General features: G+C 66.1%; 15 protein-coding genes. 12 read left to right on the top strand and 3 right to left on the bottom strand.

Features of this window, described 5'->3' with window-relative positions; all coding sequences use genetic code 11:
* Nucleotides 1-61 precede the first annotated feature (61 nt).
* The 5 genes from JWQ90_RS27080 to JWQ90_RS27060 all read left to right on the top strand — a co-directional run bounded on the left by JWQ90_RS27080 (nucleotide 62) and on the right by JWQ90_RS27060 (nucleotide 4,050).
* Nucleotides 62-913, top strand: a complete 852-nt coding sequence (locus JWQ90_RS27080) for a lysophospholipid acyltransferase family protein (protein ID WP_299698202.1) — start codon at nucleotides 62-64, stop codon at nucleotides 911-913.
* A gap of 15 nt (nucleotides 914-928) precedes the next feature.
* Nucleotides 929-1,903, top strand: coding sequence for an SDR family oxidoreductase (locus JWQ90_RS27075; RefSeq protein WP_299698201.1), 975 nt, complete (start codon nucleotides 929-931; stop codon nucleotides 1,901-1,903).
* Between the two features lie 94 nt (nucleotides 1,904-1,997).
* A complete protein-coding gene (locus JWQ90_RS27070) occupies nucleotides 1,998-2,498 on the top strand; it encodes a Dps family protein (protein WP_366919617.1) in 501 nt (166 codons plus the stop codon).
* Nucleotides 2,499-2,575: 77 nt separating this feature from the next.
* Nucleotides 2,576-2,881: a hypothetical protein gene (locus JWQ90_RS27065; protein WP_299698199.1), complete on the top strand. Its 306-nt coding sequence runs from the start codon at nucleotides 2,576-2,578 to the stop codon at nucleotides 2,879-2,881.
* Between the two features lie 161 nt (nucleotides 2,882-3,042).
* On the top strand, nucleotides 3,043-4,050 hold the full coding sequence (locus JWQ90_RS27060) for an oligopeptide/dipeptide ABC transporter ATP-binding protein (RefSeq protein WP_299698198.1): 1,008 nt from the start codon (nucleotides 3,043-3,045) through the stop codon (nucleotides 4,048-4,050).
* A gap of 108 nt (nucleotides 4,051-4,158) precedes the next feature.
* Here JWQ90_RS27060 and JWQ90_RS27055 read toward each other — a convergent pair whose 3' ends face one another.
* Both JWQ90_RS27055 and pdxH read right to left on the bottom strand, forming a co-directional pair.
* Complete coding sequence (locus tag JWQ90_RS27055; RefSeq protein ID WP_299698197.1) at nucleotides 4,159-4,953, bottom strand: M48 family metallopeptidase; 795 nt, start codon at nucleotides 4,951-4,953, stop codon at nucleotides 4,159-4,161.
* A gap of 41 nt (nucleotides 4,954-4,994) precedes the next feature.
* A complete protein-coding gene (pdxH, locus tag JWQ90_RS27050) occupies nucleotides 4,995-5,627 on the bottom strand; it encodes a pyridoxamine 5'-phosphate oxidase (RefSeq protein WP_299698196.1) in 633 nt (210 codons plus the stop codon).
* Between the two features lie 139 nt (nucleotides 5,628-5,766).
* Between pdxH and JWQ90_RS27045 the strand changes: the two genes are divergently transcribed.
* Complete coding sequence (locus tag JWQ90_RS27045) at nucleotides 5,767-6,780, top strand: YhdH/YhfP family quinone oxidoreductase (protein ID WP_299698195.1); 1,014 nt, start codon at nucleotides 5,767-5,769, stop codon at nucleotides 6,778-6,780.
* A gap of 175 nt (nucleotides 6,781-6,955) precedes the next feature.
* On the opposite strand, the gene JWQ90_RS27040 is transcribed toward JWQ90_RS27045, so the two are convergent.
* The gene (locus tag JWQ90_RS27040) at nucleotides 6,956-8,926 is read right to left on the bottom strand and encodes an ATP-binding protein (RefSeq protein ID WP_299698194.1); all 1,971 of its coding nucleotides are present in this window, start codon (nucleotides 8,924-8,926) and stop codon (nucleotides 6,956-6,958) included.
* A gap of 170 nt (nucleotides 8,927-9,096) precedes the next feature.
* Here JWQ90_RS27040 and JWQ90_RS27035 point away from each other — a divergent pair, with 170 nt between their 5' ends.
* The 6 genes from JWQ90_RS27035 to JWQ90_RS27010 all read left to right on the top strand — a co-directional run bounded on the left by JWQ90_RS27035 (nucleotide 9,097) and on the right by JWQ90_RS27010 (nucleotide 17,195).
* Complete coding sequence (locus JWQ90_RS27035) at nucleotides 9,097-10,593, top strand: helicase HerA-like domain-containing protein (protein ID WP_299698193.1); 1,497 nt, start codon at nucleotides 9,097-9,099, stop codon at nucleotides 10,591-10,593.
* A gap of 323 nt (nucleotides 10,594-10,916) precedes the next feature.
* Nucleotides 10,917-12,194: an efflux RND transporter periplasmic adaptor subunit gene (locus JWQ90_RS27030; RefSeq protein ID WP_299698192.1), complete on the top strand. Its 1,278-nt coding sequence runs from the start codon at nucleotides 10,917-10,919 to the stop codon at nucleotides 12,192-12,194.
* Nucleotides 12,195-12,321: 127 nt separating this feature from the next.
* A complete protein-coding gene (locus tag JWQ90_RS27025; RefSeq protein WP_299698191.1) occupies nucleotides 12,322-13,056 on the top strand; it encodes an ABC transporter ATP-binding protein in 735 nt (244 codons plus the stop codon).
* Between the two features lie 9 nt (nucleotides 13,057-13,065).
* Nucleotides 13,066-14,388, top strand: a complete 1,323-nt coding sequence (locus JWQ90_RS27020; protein WP_299698190.1) for an ABC transporter permease — start codon at nucleotides 13,066-13,068, stop codon at nucleotides 14,386-14,388.
* Between the two features lie 12 nt (nucleotides 14,389-14,400).
* Nucleotides 14,401-15,630 carry an FtsX-like permease family protein gene (locus JWQ90_RS27015; RefSeq protein ID WP_299698189.1) on the top strand — a complete coding sequence of 410 codons (1,230 nt, stop codon included), beginning with the start codon at nucleotides 14,401-14,403 and terminating at the stop codon, nucleotides 15,628-15,630.
* A gap of 209 nt (nucleotides 15,631-15,839) precedes the next feature.
* Nucleotides 15,840-17,195 carry a sigma-54 dependent transcriptional regulator gene (locus JWQ90_RS27010; protein WP_299698188.1) on the top strand — a complete coding sequence of 452 codons (1,356 nt, stop codon included), beginning with the start codon at nucleotides 15,840-15,842 and terminating at the stop codon, nucleotides 17,193-17,195.
* Nucleotides 17,196-17,374: the final 179 nt, after the last annotated feature.

The raw sequence follows: 17,374 nt of genomic DNA, 5'->3' as shown, positions 1-17,374 counted from the left end.
CCGCAGCCGGCAATATGACTTAAGTTCGGCAGGCGTCGGAGGAGACGCAAAAAAGCCGACCATGAATCTGCGCGAATCGCTGAAGTCGCTGTCACCCGACGCCCTCAAAGAAGCCCTGATGAGCCGGGTGGTCACGCCCGAAATCGATGCCTGGATGGCGCGCATGCCCAAGCCGGTCGGCAGCTTCGGCTACGACCCCTGGGGTTACAACGAGAGCCAGGCCAAGGTCGGGCTCGGCCTCGCCAAGCTGCTTTACGATCATTACTTCCGTGTCACCTCCACCGGCCTGGAACATGTTCCCGCCACGGGGCGCGTGCTGCTGGTCGCCAACCATTCCGGCCAGCTGCCGATGGACGGCATGATGATCTCGGTGGCGGTGGCGACCAACGACAACGGGCCGCGCGTGCCGCGCTCGATGATCGAACGGTTTTTCCCGACCGTGCCCTGGCTCGGCAACATCTTCAGCGCCTGGGGCTCGGTGATCGGCGATCCGCTGAACGCGACCAAGATGCTCGAGGCCGAGGAACTGCTGGTCGTGTTCCCGGAGGGCGTGCGCGGCTCCGGCAAGCCGTATGCAAAACGCTACGAGCTGCAGCGTTTCGGCCACGGCTTCATGCACATGGCGGTTACCCAGAACGTGCCGATTATCCCGATCGGCGTGGTCGGTTGCGAAGAGACGATGCCCTCACTGCTGAACTTCTGGCCGCTGGCGAAGCTGCTCGGCATCCCGTATTTCCCGGTCGGGCCGCTGCTGCCGCTGCCGGCGCGGGTGTTTCTGAACTTCGGCGAGCCCATGCACTTCGGCGGCTGCGTGACCCGCGAAGACGAGGTGCAGAAGCGGGTCGACCAGGTGAAGGACGCGATCCGCGGTCTGATCGATGTCGGCCTGAAGCAACGCACCAAGATCTTTTAAGGAATATCCGGACCGATGGCCGCCCGCAAAAAACCCGCCGCGACTGCGAAGACCGTGCTGGTCACTGGCGCAGCGGGCTCGCTGGCCAAGCGCGTGATCGCCCGGCTGTATCCGCAATACAACGTGATCGCGGTCGACTTCCGTCACAAGGTCGACATCGATGGCGGCATCCCCACGTACAAGGTCGAGATTCACAAACGCGATTTCGAGGACGTGTTCCGCAACCACAAGGTCGATGCGATCATCCATATCGGCCGGATCTTCGCGCACGAGTCCGATCGGCACCGGCGCTACAACTCCAACGTGCTGGGCATGAGAAAGCTGCTGGAACTGGCCAAGCGCTACGGCGTCGGCCAGGTGATCGTGTATTCGACTTTCCTGGTTTACGGCGCGTCGGCCTACAACCCGGCGCTGCTGGACGAAGACCAGCCGCTGAAAGCCGCCGAAGTCACCCAGGAGCTGGTCGATTCGGTGGAGCTGGAATCACTCGCCAACATCTATCTGTGGAAGCACCCGGAGCTCAACATCACGATCCTGCGCCCGTGCTCGGTGCTCGGCCCGGGCGTGCGCAATACGATGTCGATCCTGCTGGCGCGCAGCGTCGCGCCGGTGCTGATCGGCTTCTCGCCGATGATGCAGTTTGTGCACGTCGACGATATGGCCGACGCGATCAAGCTCGCGTTCGAGCAGAACCGCCCCGGCATCTACAACGTCGCGCCGGAAGACTGGATCGCCTACCAGGACGCAGTCGCGCAATGCGGCTGCAAGCGGCTGCCGATTCCGTCGGTGCCGCCGGCGGTGCCCAGGCTGATCAGCAATGTTCTGAACTGGAATGCATTCTTCCCGGGCTACATGATCGATTTCTTCAAGTATCCGGTGGTCATCGACGGCCGGCTGTTCCGCGAGACTTTCGGCTGGCAGCCGCGCCGCAAGCTGAACGATATCTTCAGCTACTACCGCCGGCAGAAGCTGCCCGCCGGCGGCGCCTGATAGCGACAGCCAATCAAGCGCTTGTAAAAGTTTCACTTCGTAAATCGCCAACCCTTGCGTAAGCTGGCGCATGAACAAAACCAAGGAGATCGAGATGAGCAAGAAGGACCGCGCCCCGTCCAAGGCACCCAAGGTCGACATCGGTATTCCCAAGGACAATCGCCAGGCGATCGCCGAAGGTCTGTCGCGTCTGCTGGCCGACGAATACACGCTCTATCTGAAGACCCATAACTATCACTGGAACGTCACCGGCCCGATGTTCAACACGCTGCACCTGATGTTCGAGGGCCAGTACACCGAGGCCTCGCTGGCAGTGGATCTGGTGGCCGAACGCATCCGCGCGCTGGGCTTCAACGCACCGGGCTCGTACAGCGAATACGCCGAACTGGCGGCAGTGAAAGAAGACCGCACGCATCCGGAGGCGATGACGATGGTGCGCAACCTGGTCGCCGATCACGAGACCGTGACGCGTACCGCGCGCAGCCTGTTCCCGGCTGCCGAAGAAGTCAGCGATGAACCCACTGCCGACCTGCTGACGCAGCGCATGCAGTTGCACGAGAAGACCGCGTGGATGTTGCGCAGCCTGCTCGAATAGGCCGTGAGCAGCGGCGCGGCACTTCTCGGGGTTTTGCGCGGTCCTATCAGGGTTGCTGCAACCAGCAGGTGAACATCATGAATAGCCATCGAATCTCCGCAGCTGCCGTACTGCTATACCTGATCAGCTTTGGGGCGCCGGCGGCGCAGCCCGCCGCCACTGCCGGTAGCTCCGCCGACATCTCGGCGCAAAGCCCGTCGCCGAGCCAGTCCGATGGCGAGAAGCCGCGGCCGTGCATGCAGACCGGATCGCGGCTGCCGACCAAGGGCCATTGTGTGAATGCGGCCGGCCAGGTGGTCACCCGCGAGGAACTGGACGCGAGCGGTGCGATGACGGTTGGCGACGCTTTGCGCCGGACGGTGCCGTCCGCAACCATCCGCTAAAGCGCGTAGGTTGGGGTGAGCGCAGCGAACCCCAACGGGTGTCCGCGCCGATGTTGGGGTTCGCTGCGCTCACCCCAACCTACGCAGCTGAACGCGGATTCATCGAGTTTTTGAGGTAGCGACCGCCAGCGCCGCGGCGCCGCTGGCCTTAAAATGGCGGCGTGAACGATAGTCCTCCGCTGCTCGCCGTCCGCCGGCTCAAAATCCATTACCCGTTGCGGAGCCGGCTGCCGTGGCGGCGTGGCGGCGTGGCACGCGCGGTCGACGGGGTCGATTTCAACCTGTATCCCGGCGAGACCCTCGGCATCGTCGGTGAGTCGGGCAGCGGTAAGTCGAGCATCGCGCGGGCGCTGGTCGGGCTGCAGCCGGTGACCTCGGGTGCGATCGAATACACCGCTGCCGACGGCCGCACCGTCGACCTGGCGCGGCTCGACAAAAAGGCCTGGCGGCCGCTGCGCCGCGATATCCAGCTGGTATTTCAGGACCCGCAATCGAGCCTGAATCCGCGCCACCGCATCGGCCGGATCATCGAGGAGCCGCTGAAGACGCTGTTCCCGGATCTGACCCGGACCGAGCGCACCGCGCGCATGCTGGCGATGCTCGAGAAAGTCGGCCTGGGTACCGAACATGCGGAGCGTTTTCCGCACGAGCTGTCCGGCGGCCAGTGCCAGCGTGTCGGCATCGCGCGGGCGCTGATCGTGCAGCCGCGCGTGCTGATCTGCGACGAGCCGGTGTCGGCGCTCGACGTATCGGTGCAGGCGCAGATCATCAACCTGCTGGCCGAGCTGCAGGCCGAATACGGCCTGGCGATGATCTTCATCGCGCATGATCTGGCGGTGGTGCGCCACCTGTCGCAGCGCGTGCTGGTGATGTACTTCGGCCGGATCATGGAGCAGGCGCAGCGCGACGCGCTGTTCCAGCAGGCGGTGCATCCGTATACGCGCGCGCTGCTGGCGGCGATGCCGCCGGACGAGCTGACGATGCCGCAGCACGAATATGCACGGCCGGCGCTGCAGGGCGAGGTGCCCAATCCGCTGAGCCCGCCGCCGGGCTGCGTGTTCGCCACGCGCTGCCCGATGGCCGACCAGAGCTGCAACCGCGCGATGCCGAGCTTGCGCCGCGTCGCGCACGGCGGCTATGCCGCCTGCCATTTCGTCGGTACACCGTAGGTCGGCAATCCCTTGCCGACATGTGCACGCGGTGCGAAACCGACGATTCGCAACCGGGGCCTCACGTCGGCAAGGGATTGCCGACCTACGGCAAGCGCGGTGCTGGTCTTACCGGCTGCAGCTGGGCCGCATACCGCTAGCCCGGGCCTGCTGATACAGCACCTGGTCCTGCGGCAGGCGCGCGCTCAGGTCGTGGATGCGGGTCGAGTTCGACGGATGCGTCGACAGCATCTGCGGCTGCGCCTGGCCGTTGCTGGCCGCGGCCATGTTCTTCCACAGTGCGATGGACTGGCTGGGATCGAAGCCGGCCTTGGACATCAGGTCCATGCCGAGCAGGTCGGCCTCGCTCTCGTGGGCGCGCGAGTAGGGCAGCAGGAACAGGGTCTTGGTCGCGACGCTGAGCGTGCTGGCGTCGATGCCGGTAAAGGCCGAGGCGACCACGGTGCCGACCTCGCCGACCGCGTCCGAAGACACGCGCTCGGCCGAATGGCCGGCGAGCACATGCGACACTTCGTGGCCGATCACCGCCGCGAGCTGATCCTGCGTGGTCGCCACGCCCAGCAGGCCGGTATAGACGCCGATCTTGCCGCCCGGCAACGCAAACGCATTGACGTCCTTGCTCTCGAAAGTCACCACTTCCCAGCTTGCCGGGATCGTCACGTCCCACTGCATCTGCGGAATCACGCGCGTGATCGCGCCGGCCACGCACTGCACGTAGGCCGCTTCCCGGCTGTCCTTGGTCGCCGGTGTTTTCTGCTTCAGCTCGGTAAACGAGTTGATGCCCATCTGGCTGACTTCGGAATCCGACACCAGTTTGAGCTGTCTGCGGCCCAGCGGCGAGGTTGCGCAGGCGACCACAAGCACGACGCTCAGCAATGAAAAGACGATGCGCGGCATCGACATGGTTGAGACTCCCAGCGATTGAGTGTTGATGCGCGACGACGCTAAGGTTCGAGGCGCTCGATACGCCAGCCGGCGGCGTCGCGCAGGTACAGCAGGCGATCGTGCATGCGGCCGCGGCGGCCCTGCCAGAACTCCACGGCCTGCGGCCTCAGCACGTAGCCGCCCCAGGAATCGGGCAACGGAATCTCGCTGCCGGCGAAGGCCTGCTCGTTGGCCTCCATGCGCGCGTCCAGCTCTTCGCGCGTGGCGACCACCGCGGACTGGCGCGAGCTGTAGGCACCGAGCTGGGATTCGCGCGGGCGCTTGCGGAAATACTCCAGCGACTGCTCGCGGCTGACGCGCTCGACCGGGCCTTCGAGCCGGACCTGACGCTCGAGCTTGTCCCACCAGAACACCAGCGAGGCCTGCGGACGCGCGGCCAGTTCGCGTCCCTTGCGGCTCTCGTAGTTGGTGAAGAAGCAGACACCGCCATCATGGAAGCCCTTGCACAGCACGATGCGCGCGGAGGGCCGGCCGTCGTCGCCGACCGTGGCCAGCGTCATTGCCCCGGGCTCGGTCATGCCGGCTTCGCTGGCGGCTGCGATCCAGTTCTGCAGCTGGTCGACCGGCTCGGGCAGCAGCTCGGATTCGTCGAGCGGTGGGTTCAGGGTGTATTGCCTGGCGAGTGTGGACATGGGCGGCAGATCGCGAAGACGCGGGTCGGCGGTGGGCAGGCAGTGTACTGAACTGATCCCGTTCCGTGGCCGGTGCCAGTGGCTGCCTGTGGCAGAATTTCCGCGGGCATGCGATTACAGATAAAGACCAGGAGATGAAATGAGCAGCAGTCCGAGCCGTTTCAAGGCGTTGCGGGTACACGCCGTGGACAAGCGCACCGAAGCGCGCTTCGACAGCTTGAGCATCGACGATCTGACGCCGGGCGAGGTGGTGATCCGCGTCGCCTACTCCTGTCTGAATTACAAGGACGCGCTGGCGGTGACCGGCACGAGCCGGATCATGCGCGCGCTGCCGCGTGTCGCCGGCATCGACTGTTCCGGCATCGTCGAGTCCAGTGTCGATGCGGCGTTCAAGCCCGGCGACAAGGTGCTGGTGACGGGCTGCAACATGGGCGAACTGCTCGATGGCGGACTCGCCGAGTACGTGCGCATGCCGGCCTCGGCGGTGGTGCCGCTGCCGGACGGGCTGAGCCTGTTCGAGGCGATGGCGCTGGGCACGGCCGGCTTCACCGCCGCCATCGCGCTGCGCCGGATGCTCGAGAACCATCAGCGTCCGGAGAACGGCACGATCGCGATCACCGGGCCCACCGGCGGCGTCGGTGCGGTCGCGATCACGCTGTTCAAGCGCGCCGGCTTCACGGTCGCCGCGATCACCGGCAAGAAGGCCGGCGCCGAGGACTATCTGAAGCAGCTCGGCGCCGACGAGGTGATCAGCCGCCAGGAACTCAAGCTCGGCAGCAGACCGCTGGAGTCGGTGCTCTGGGGCGGGGCGGTCGACAACCTCGGCGGCGAGATGCTGTCCTGGCTGATCCGCAGCACCCGGCCCTGGGGCAATGTCGGCAGCGTTGGCCTGGCGGCGAGCGCGGACCTGCAGGCGACGGTGATGCCCTTCATTCTGCGCGGCGTGTCGCTGCTCGGCATCCACTCGGTGGAGATGCCGCGACAATGGCGGCTGGACCTGTGGAGCAAGCTGGCCGGCGACTGGAAGCCGGCGCAGCTCGACGGCCTGATCGCGACCCGAACCGTCGAGCTGGAAGACGTACCCGAGGTGTGCGCGACGATGATCGCGGCCCAGACCCGCGGCCGCACCGTGGTCAAGCTCGCCGGCGGCTGATTTCCCCTCTCCAAAGGAGAGGGAAGTTAGGCCGCTTCCGCCAGTTGAGTAGGTTGGGGTGAGCATAGCGAACCCCAACATCGGCGCGGACACACGTTGGGGTTCGCTACGCTCACCCCAACCTACACGCGAGCGGGATGATGTGTAGATACCCATACTCCAAAGGAGAGGGAAGTCAGGCCGCGTCCTCCGCCAGCACCGGCAGCGTGAACCACAGCGTCGCGCCGACACCATCCTCGTTGGGCTGCGCCCAGATGCCGCCGCGATGGCGCTCGATGATGCGCTTGCATACCGACAGGCCGATGCCGCTGCCCGGATAACGATCCGCCGCGTGCAGGCGTTTGAAGACCTCGAAGATGCGTTCGCTGTCTTCCACGCGCAGGCCAATGCCGTTGTCGCGCACGCTGATCAGCCATTCCTTGTCGACGAGTTTGCACTCCACGTGCACATGTGGCGGTGCGTCCGCATGGAACTTGATCGCATTGCTGATCAGGTTCTGCAGCAGCTGCAGCAGCTGCGAAGGATCGCCCATGACGCTGGGCAGGCGCTCGCATTCGATACGCGCTTCGAGTTCGTCGATCGAGGCATGCAGGTTGGCCAGTGCGAGGTTCAGCACCTCGTTCATGTCGCAGACCTCGAAAGGCCGCGGGCTGGCGTCGATGCGCGAGTAGTCGAGCAGGTTGTTGATCATGCCGCGCATGCGGCCGGCGGCGTCGCGAACGAAGTCCAGATACTCGTCGGCGGTCGCGTCGAGCCGGCCCTTGTAGCGCCGTACCAGCAGGTCGGAGAAGCCGGAGATCGCGCGCAGCGGCTCCTGCAGATCATGCGAAGCCGCATAGGCGAAGCGTTGCAACTCGGAGTTGCTGCGGGTCAGCTCACTGATGCTCCGCTCCAGCGCCTCGTGCTGGCGCGCCAATTCGCGCTCCACCACCTGCCGCGCCAGCAGGTTGCTGATCATCTCGCCGAACACCGTCAGCAGGAACACCAGCTCGGGTGGCCACACGCGCTCGTTGTGGATCCACTCGAAGCCGACCAGCCCGGGCACGCTGGGCCGCGGCCGCAGCGGCACCATCACCACCGAGCGCACCGCGGACAGCGTCCAGGCGGCGCGCTCCTTGGCCGCTTCCGGCGGCAGGTCGGTGGTGCGCGCGACATTGACGATCTCGCCGCGCTGCAAAAACGACTGCGACCACGGGAAATCGGCCGGCGCCGCCGCGCTGCCGTGTTCGCGCAGCGACAGCACGCCGGGCACGCTCCACTCATGGGAGCAGGCCAGCAGCCGGTCGCTGTCGTCGTAGGTGAACACGTAGCAGCGATCGGCCTGCATCAGCCGGCCGATTTCGGCCAGGGCGCGGTTGATGCCCTCGTCGATCTGCAGCGAGTTGTAGGTGATCATCTCGGTCGACAGCTTCGAGATCAGGGCTTCGAACGCGAGGCGATCGGCGAGCGCACGCTCCGACTTCAGGCGCTCGCTGATGCCGATCAGGGTGCCGCCGATCAAGGTTCGGCCGGGCAGCGAGGGCAGCTTGGCGGCGCGCACTTCGCAGGGCAGCCGCTCGCCGCTGCTGGTCAGCAGCGTGCAGCCGGCGACCACGCGCTCGCCGGCCAGCGCGTGCTCGATCAGCCATTGCAGAAAATCGGTCGATGGCGTGCCGTCGGCCTGCGGCCGCAGGCCGAACATGCGCGGCGTGACGCCGATGATCTGCTCGCGCGGAAGCCCGCACAGATCGACGAAGCTCTGGTTGACGTCGGACAGGCAAGCGGATTCCACGTGCAGCACCCACATCGCGTCGGGTGCGTGCTCGGCGATCGCGCGCTGCTGTTCGAAGCGCGTCTGCAGCTCGCTCATGCGCCGCTGCACACCGTCGAGCGAGCGCGCGATCACCGTGACCGTGTCGTCGGTGCGTGCCAGGCCCACGGCTTGAGCGCTGGACGGCGCGGCGAGCGCATGCGCGGTCTGCGACAGATCCGAAAGGCGCCGGTCCAGCGCATCCAGGAACCAGGCTGCCGAGACGCCGATCAGGAACAGCGGGATCGACACCGTCGCCAGAGTCGAGGCGTTGCCCTCGACCCAGCCGAGTATCACCGCCGCCACCAGGGCGCTGGTCGCGATCACCGCGGCGGCGAAGTAGTACTTGAGCTTCACGGGAGCATCACCAGGGGTTTTGTCGGCGCGGCGCGAGTGACCGGAGTGGTTCCTCCGGCCAGCCGCTGCTCAAGCGGTGGCCAATCTTAGCCGGGGCGCGCTTGTACCGAAGCCTTTGCAGGCACCACCATGCGCGACCTTTTCGCGAACGGCTGGATCCGAGAGTTTCCATGGACATTCCCTTGCACATTGGACGTGGTGCCACCCTGCAAGCGCTGGACCCGCGCTACGCCAATCGCCACGGCCTCATCGCCGGGGCGACCGGCACCGGAAAAACCCTGAGCTTACAAGTGCTTGCCGAAGGCTTCTCGGCGCTCGGCGTGCCTGTGCTGGCGGTCGACATCAAGGGCGACCTGTCGGGAATCGCGCGCGCGGGTATCGCCAGCGACAAAATTCAGGCGCGAGCGGCCCGCGCCGGCATGGAGTCCTGGACGCCGCTGGCCTGCCCGGCCGTGTTCTGGGACGTGTTCGGCCGCCGCGGCCATCCGTTGCGCGCGACGGTGTCCGATCTCGGGCCCCTGCTGCTGGCGCGGCTGCTGGAGCTGTCCGAGGTGCAGGCCTCGGTGCTGACGCTGGCGTTCCGCTATGCCGACGATCAGGGGTTGCTGCTGCTCGATCTGAAGGACCTGCGTGCGCTGCTGACCGAGGTTGCGGCCAAGGCCAAAACCCAATCCCAATCCCTGGGCGCCGACTACGGCCTGGTCAGCGCCGCCTCGGTCGCCGCGATCCAGCGCTCGCTGCTGAGCCTGGACAGCGACAAGGCCGAGCACTTTTTCGGCGAGCCGGCGCTGGACCTGCACGATCTGCTGCGCGTCGACGCCCAGGGCCGCGGACTGGTGCATCTGCTCGCCGCGGACCAACTGTTTCTGCAGCCGCGGCTGTATGCCGCGGTGATGCTGTGGCTGCTCAGCGAGTTGTACGAGCATCTGCCGGAAGCCGGCGACGCGCCGCAACCCAAGCTGGCCGTGTTCATCGACGAGGCGCATCTGCTGTTCAAGGACTCGAGCCCGGCGCTGGTCGACAAGGTCGAGCAGGTGATCCGGCTGATCCGCTCCAAGGGCGTCGGCATCTACTTCGTCACGCAGAACCCGCTGGATCTGCCGGACAGCGTGCTCGGGCAGTTGGGCAACCGGGTGCAGCACGCGTTGCGGGCGTTCACGCCGCGCGATCAGAAAGCGGTGCGTGCGGCGGCCGAAACCTTTCGCGCCAACCCGGCCTTCGATGTCGCCGAGGCGATCACGCAACTCGGTGTCGGCGAGGCGCTGGTGTCGACGCTGGGCGAGGGCGGCGTGCCGGGCATGGTCGACCGCACGATGATCCGCCCGCCGCGTTCCGGCATCGGCGCGCTCGACGATGCGGCGCGTGCCGCGCTGATCGCGGCGAGCCCGCTGCGTGGACGCTACGAGCAGGCGGTGGATCGCGAGTCGGCTTATGAGCGGCTGAGCCAGCGCGCCGAGGCGTCGAAGCCGGAAACCGGCTCGGACTGGAAGCGCGACGTCGAGGATGCCTGGGGCAAATCGGCGCCGAAACCACGCACCAGCACACGCCGTGGCGACAGCGTCGCTGACGCCGCAATCAAGAGCGCCGTGCGGGGCTTGTCCGGCACGCTGGGTCGCGAGATCGGCCGCACGCTGCTGCGCGGCCTGCTGGGCTCGCTGAAGCGCTAGCGGTGTAGGTTGGGGTGAGCGCAGCGAACCCCAACGTGTGCACGTGCCGATGTTGGGGTTCGCTGCGCACACCCCAACCTACGCGGAACTGTAGGAGCGGTCCTTGACCGCGATTGCGGCCATCAACAGCACATTCGCGGTCAAGGACCGCTCCTACAGTTCCGCGGAGCGGACGCGGTGCGGGTGTCCGGCCGGTGTCCGGCGATCGTGATCGGACAGTTCGATCGAAACCTTTGCGGCCGTGTGCGCAAGCAGATTCCGAGCAGCGCCAAGCACTTGCCATCGCCGCTCCGGATTTGCACGCGCCTTGCCACATAAGCGGCATGAACGCTCCGCTCTCCGGCATCATCCGCGACACTTCCGGCCAGGACACCGCGGTCGAAAAGCAGCGCCGGCGCTGGCTGCCGATCGCCGGCGGCGTGCTGGTGGCGCTCGTCGCCGTGGTCTGGGCCTGGAATTTTTTCTTCAGTGGCGCGCATCGCTCGATCGCTGGTGATCGCCTGCGCATCGCCAAGGTCGCGCTGGCGCCGTTCGTGTCCGATCTGTCCGCGCAGGGCCGCGTCGTTGCCGCGGTCAGCCCGACGCTGTACGCGCCGGCGCTCGGCACCGTCACGCTGAAAGTCGCGGCCGGCCAGAGCGTCAATCAGGGCCAGCTGCTGGCGACGCTGGATAGCCCCGAAGTCACCAACGAATACGCGCGCGAGGATTCCAATCTGCAGGGCTTGCGGGCGACGCTGGCGCAGGAGGGCATCGACGTCGAGACCTCGCGTCTGCAGAACCGGCAGACCGTCGAGCTGGCCAAGGTCGGCGTCGAAGGCGCCGAGCGCGAACTCAAGCGCGCGCAGGACGCGCATCAGCTCGGCGTACTGCCGGTGATGGAGGTCGACCGTCGCGCCGACGAGTTGCGTGTGGCGCAGGTCAAGTACGCGCACTCCGTCGAGGAGAACAAGCTGAAGAACCAGAGCCTGGATTTTCAGCTGCAGTCGCGCCGGCTCGAAGTCGAGCGGCAGAAACTCAATGTCGACAATCTGCATCGCCGCGTCGACGAGCTCAACGTGATCGCGCCGGTCAGCGGTGTGATCGGCACGCTCAACATCGCGCAGCGCGCCGCGGTCGCCGCCAATGCGCCGCTGATGACGGTGGTCGATCTGTCGCGGCTGGAAGTCGACATCCAGGTGCCGGAAACCTATGCCGACAGCCTCGGCATCGGCATGCCGGCCGAAGTGCTTGTCGGCTCCAAACTCGTACGCGGTCACCTGACCGCGATCTCGCCCGAGGTCAACAACAACATCGTCACCGGCCGCGTCGCCTTCGACGACACGGCACCGCCGGAGCTGCGCCAGAACCAGCGCATCTCGGTGCGCATCGTGCTCGACCAGCGCGACGCCGTGCTGCAACTGCCGCGCGGCTCGTTCATCGACGCCGGCGGCGGACGCTACGCCTACGTGGTGCGCGACGGCCTGGCGACGCGCACCGCGATCACCGTGGGTGCGGTCGCAATCGACCGCGTCGAAATCACCGCGGGCCTGCAAGCCGGCGATGAAGTCGTGGTGTCCGGCGACGATGCTTTTGAAAGTGCCCCCAGTGTATTGATCCGGTGATGAATCGCGGAACTGTAGGAGCGGCTCTTAGCCGCGATTGCGTCCGTGATTGCCAATCGCGGCTAAGAGCCGCTCCTACAGCTGCAGCGATCAGCAGCAATCAATTGACGATTTCAGGAGCAACACCATGCTGAAGATGGAAGGCGTGCAGAAGATCTACCGGACCGACCTGGTGCAGACGCACGCGCTGCGCTCCCTGAGCCTGGAAGTCGAAGAGGGCGAATTCGTCGCAGTGACCGGCCCCAGCGGCTCCGGCAAGACCACGTTCCTGAACATCGCCGGCCTGCTCGAGACTTTCGACGGCGGCCGCTACACGCTCGACGGCAAGGACGTGTCCGGCCTGTCGGATCGCGAGCGCTCCAAGATCCGTAACGTCAAGATCGGCTTCATCTTCCAGTCGTTCAACCTGATCCCCGATCTGAACGTCTACGACAACGTCGATGTTCCGCTGCGCTATCGCGGCCTCGGCGGCGGCGACCGCGACAAGCGCATCAAGGACGCGCTGGAGCGCGTCGGCCTGGCCTCGCGTCTGAAGCATCTGCCCTCGCAGCTGTCCGGCGGCCAGCAGCAGCGCGTCGCGATTGCCCGCGCACTCGCTGGCTCGCCGCGCATCCTGTTCGCGGACGAACCCACCGGCAACCTCGACTCGCTGATGGCGCGCGAAGTGATGAACATGCTGGAGGAAATCAACGTGCAGGGCACGACCATCGTTATGGTCACGCACGATCCGGAACTCGCGCGCCGCATGCATCGCAACATCCACATCATGGACGGCCAGGCCAGCGACTTCGATCATGGTTCGGATTCGCGCTCCGACGCTCCAGTCGATCGCATCGCGCCGCGCATTGTGGCGTCGGTCTGAGGCCGCGCCATGTTCGGCTACTACCTTCGTCTGGGCCTGCGCCAGCTGCGGCGTTCGCCAGTGCTGACCTCGCTAGTGATCCTGACGCTCGCGGTCGGCGTCGCCGCGAGCATGTCGACGCTGACCGTGCTGTACATGATGTCGGCCGACCCGATCCCGCAGAAGAGCGATCGGCTGCTGACGGTGACGCTAGACAATGCGCCGGCGGACTCAGACAGCAAGCCGGAGGATATTCCGCGCGGTTTGTCCTGGCTCGACGTGAAAGCCCTGCGTGAAGGCGGCAAGGGCCTGCGCCGCAGCGGCATGTACGGCACCGGCGGCATCGTCGAACCGCAGAAGTCCGGCGTGAAGAACTTTGTCGCGCAGGGCATCGCGGTCGATCGCGACTTCTTCGCGATGATGGATGTTGACTTCAAGTTCGGCAGCGCCTGGCGCAAAGAGGACGATCGCGACGAAGCGCGCGTGGTCGTTATCAGCCGCGCGATGTCGCAAAAACTCTACGGCGACGAATCGCCGCTCGGCCGCACGATCAAGTTCAATAACGGTGAGTTCCGCATCGTCGGCGTGCTCGGCCAGTGGCACATGCTGCCGCGCTTCTACCTGATGGAGAACGGTCGTCGCAGCGGCGGTTCGACGATGTCGGACGAAGAGGAAATCTTTCTGCCGCTGTCCACCGCGATCGCGACCGAGCAGGACATCAATGGCAATGTCAATTGCCAGAGCGATGCGGCGCCCGGTTACAAAGGCCTGGTCGTGTCCGAGTGTACCTTTATGCATTACTGGGTCGAGCTCGCGTCGGCCTCGGATCGCTCGGATTATCGCGAGTATCTGCATGCCTACGTCGGCCAGCAGAAAGCGCGCGGCCGGCTGCCGCGCCCGGATCAGACCGGGCTATACAACGTCCGCGATTGGTTGTCGTTCATCGGCGTGGTCGACGACGATACGCGGCTGCAGACCTGGCTCGCGTTCGGTTTCCTGAGCGTTTGCCTGGTCAATACGATCGGCCTGCTGCTGGCCAAATTCACCTCGCGCTCCGGTGAGATCGGCGTGCGCCGCGCACTCGGCGCCAGCCGTGCTCAAATCTTCGCGCAGTATCTGCTGGAGGCGGCCGTGCTCGGTCTCGTCGGCAGCGTGCTCGGTGTGGTGCTCGCTTACGGAATGCTGCACATCATGGCGACGCAGTCGCCCGATCTCGCGGCGCTGGCGAAGATGGATAGTTTGATGTTGCTGACGACGGTGCTGCTTTCGGTCGCCGCCGCTGTGCTGGCCGGCCTGTTGCCGACCTGGCGCGCGACGCAGGTCGTGCCCGCGCTGCAGCTAAAGTCGCAATAAGGGGAACAGAATATGGAAATCCGTCCCATCCTCTCGGCGCTGTCGCGCAACAAGACCGGCGCGTTTCTGATCGCCGCGCAGATCGCGCTGACCTTTGCGATCACGATCAATGCGGCTTATGTGATCCGCGACCGCCTGGCGACCGCGGCGCGTCCATCCGGCGTCGACGACGAGGATCGCGTCGTTGCGGTGCGCTTCGCGATGACGTCCTCGCAGAACATCGACGCGCTGCAGCAGCGCGATGTGGCAACGCTGCGTGGCGTGCCCGGTGTCGAATCGGTGGCCATCACCAATCAGATTCCTTTCGGCGGCGGCGGCTGGAGCGGCGGCTTCGCGGTTGGCAACACGCGCGAGTCGCCCAACGTCAACGCCGGCATGGTGTTCGACAACGGCGATGTACTGAAGACGCTCGGCGTCAAAGTCATAGAGGGCCGCTACTTCACGCCCGACGAAATCATGGTGATCGATCCCGACACTTCGCGTGACACGCCGCCGGTGGTTCTGGTGACCCGCGAGCTGGCGAAGGCCATGTTCCCAAGCGGCGAGTCGGTGCTCGGCAAGACGATCTATCTCGGCAATACGCCCGATGCTCCGGCCGTGCGCATCATCGGCGTGATCGGCCTGATGGAAACGCCGTGGGCCAGCGTCAGCGCCAAGCATCTGTACAGTGTGGTGTTCCCGCAGCGACTGCTGCAGACGGAAAATCAGTACCTGCTGCGGCTGAAGCCTGGCGCGCTCGAACAGACCAAGCAGGCCGTGCTCGCCGCGTTGGCCAAGAACGATCCGGATCGCGTCGCCGGTCGTGATGGCCTGGCTTCCATAGCGAAGATGCGCGCCAAGCGCTATCGCGGCGAGCACGCGGTCGCCGGCCTGCTGATCGCGGTGACGGTGTTCCTGCTGATCGTCACCGCCAGCGGCATCGTCGGCATGGCCAGCCTGTGGGTGAACCTGCGCCGCAAGCAGATCGGCGTGCGCCGCGCGCTCGGCGCGACGCGCGGCGACATCGTGCGTTACTTCGTCACCGAGAACCTGCTGATCACCGGCACCGGCGTGGTCGCCGGTGTGATCGCCGCGCAGTTGCTGAACGCGGCCCTGGTGCGGCAAATGACGCTGCCGCAGCTGCCCTGGCCGGGCCTGGCGTTCGGCGTGGTCGCGCTGATCGTGCTCGGCGTCGGCTCGGTGCTGGGGCCGGCGGTGCGGGCCTCGAGGCTGTCGCCGGCGCTGGCGACGCGCAGCGTCTGAGCTAGTAGCGTGGTTGGGGGTAGGTTGGGGTGAGCGCAGCGAACCCCAACGATCACCGCCGGATCAGGGTCTGCGCCGCGATGATGTTGGGGTTCGCTACGCTCACCCCAACCTACTCAACTGAGACATTTCCCGGGTCGCGCCGGCCGCGCGTGATCCCGTAATGTCGTCATGAGCTTGCACTCCCCAAGTGGAAAACCGCTGACCCCATGGCCACGATCCTGATCGTCGACGACAACCGCGCCGTCTGCACCGCGCTGGAAGTGCTGTTCGCGCTGCATGGCCTGAAGACCCGCGCCTGCGAATCGCCGGCCGCGGCGCTGCAGCTGCTGGAGACCGAGGACATCGACCTGGTGATCCAGGACATGAACTTCCGTTCCGACACCACTTCGGGCGAGGACGGCATCAAGCTGTTCCGCAGCATCCGCGAGGTCGAGCCGGAAATGCCGGTGATCCTGCTGACCGGCTGGACCCACCTGGAACACGCGGTCGACCTGATGCGCGCCGGTGCCGCCGACTATCTGGGCAAGCCCTGGGACGACGCCAAGCTGATCACCACGGTGCACAACCTGCTGAAGCTGCGCCAGGCGACGCGCGAGAATCACCGGCTGCGCTCGGCGCGGTGCGCGGTGCGCACGCGCGTCGCCGGAGCCTTCGATCTCTGCGGCCTGGTCTACGAGAGCGATGCGATGCACGAGACCGTGACGCTGGCGACGCGCGTCGCCCACGCCGACGTGCCGGTGCTGATCACCGGCCCGAACGGCGCCGGCAAGGAGAAGATCGCCGAGATCGTGCAGGCCAACAGTTCGGTGTCGGACGGCCCGTTCATCCGGGTGAATGTCGGCGCGCTGCCGGCCGAGCTGATGAGTGCGGAACTGTTCGGTGCCGAAGCCGGCGCCTTCACCGGCGCGCAGAAATCGCGCGCCGGCCGCTTCGAGGCGGCCGACGGCGGCACGCTGTTCTTAGATGAGATCGGCACGCTGTCGCTGGAGGGCCAGGTCAAGCTGCTGCGCGTGCTGCAGACCGGGCAGTTCGAGCGGCTCGGCAGCACGCAGACGCGCAGCGCCCGCGTGCGCGTGATCAGTGCGACCAATACCGATGTGCGCGCCGGCATTTCGGCCGGCACGTTCCGCGAAGATCTCTATTACCGGCTCAACGTGATCGAGCTGCGCGTGCCGGCGCTGCGCGATCGCGCCGACGACATCCTGGTCACCGCCCAGGCCTTTCTCGACAACGCGCATCGCTTCAGCCTCGAGGCCGAGCGCGCGCTGCTCGCCTATCCCTGGCCGGGCAATGTGCGCGAACTGCAGAACTGCGTGAAGCGCGCCTGCCTGCTGGCCGCCGGCGAAATCATCCAGCCGCGTGAGCTGGGCCTGCCCGCGGTCAGCGAGCGCATGGCCGAGAGCGCGCCCAGCTTCGTGCTGCCAGAACCGGACCGCGAAACCGTGCAGGCGGTGCTGTCGCGCAGCGGCGGCGTGATCGCCAGCGCGGCGCGCGAGCTGGGCCTGTCGCGCCAGGCGCTGTACCGGCGCATGGAGAAGTTCGGGCTGCACAAGCTGGAGTGACGCGCCGATGATGTTGGGGTTCGCTGCGCTCACCCCAACCTACACATGCTCCGTAGATTAACGTGAAAGAGACCTGATTTAGGGCGCAGAGGTCCCTGGCCTTTTGAGGCCATGGGAAGCGGGGTGGAGATCAGGGTGCTGCGGGGATCAGGCCGTACTGAGTGAGGGCCTTGATCCAG

Origin of the sequence: Hydrocarboniphaga sp. (assembly GCF_028291725.1) — a bacterium.
Lineage (GTDB): Bacteria > Pseudomonadota > Gammaproteobacteria > Nevskiales > Nevskiaceae > Hydrocarboniphaga.
The sequence above is the reverse complement of the archived record's forward strand: the minus strand, read 5'-3'. Positions and strand labels throughout refer to the sequence as shown.

Bases quoted from the DNA above. Each gene is read 5' to 3' on its own strand.
- JWQ90_RS27080 (WP_299698202.1), top strand. From the start codon at position 62: ATGAATCTGCGCGAATCGCTGAAGTCGCTGTCACCCGACGCCCTCAAA.
- JWQ90_RS27035 (WP_299698193.1), top strand. From the start codon at position 9,097: ATGGACATTCCCTTGCACATTGGACGTGGTGCCACCCTGCAAGCGCTG.
- JWQ90_RS27025 (WP_299698191.1), top strand. From the start codon at position 12,322: ATGCTGAAGATGGAAGGCGTGCAGAAGATCTACCGGACCGACCTGGTG.
- JWQ90_RS27020 (WP_299698190.1), top strand. From the start codon at position 13,066: ATGTTCGGCTACTACCTTCGTCTGGGCCTGCGCCAGCTGCGGCGTTCG.
- pdxH (WP_299698196.1), bottom strand. From the start codon at position 5,627: ATGTCCACACTCGCCAGGCAATACACCCTGAACCCACCGCTCGACGAA.
- JWQ90_RS27070 (WP_366919617.1), top strand. From the start codon at position 1,998: ATGAGCAAGAAGGACCGCGCCCCGTCCAAGGCACCCAAGGTCGACATC.
- JWQ90_RS27065 (WP_299698199.1), top strand. From the start codon at position 2,576: ATGAATAGCCATCGAATCTCCGCAGCTGCCGTACTGCTATACCTGATC.
- JWQ90_RS27030 (WP_299698192.1), top strand. From the start codon at position 10,917: ATGAACGCTCCGCTCTCCGGCATCATCCGCGACACTTCCGGCCAGGAC.
- JWQ90_RS27015 (WP_299698189.1), top strand. From the start codon at position 14,401: ATGGAAATCCGTCCCATCCTCTCGGCGCTGTCGCGCAACAAGACCGGC.
- JWQ90_RS27010 (WP_299698188.1), top strand. From the start codon at position 15,840: ATGGCCACGATCCTGATCGTCGACGACAACCGCGCCGTCTGCACCGCG.
- JWQ90_RS27045 (WP_299698195.1), top strand. From the start codon at position 5,767: ATGAGCAGCAGTCCGAGCCGTTTCAAGGCGTTGCGGGTACACGCCGTG.
- JWQ90_RS27075 (WP_299698201.1), top strand. From the start codon at position 929: ATGGCCGCCCGCAAAAAACCCGCCGCGACTGCGAAGACCGTGCTGGTC.
- JWQ90_RS27055 (WP_299698197.1), bottom strand. From the start codon at position 4,953: ATGTCGATGCCGCGCATCGTCTTTTCATTGCTGAGCGTCGTGCTTGTG.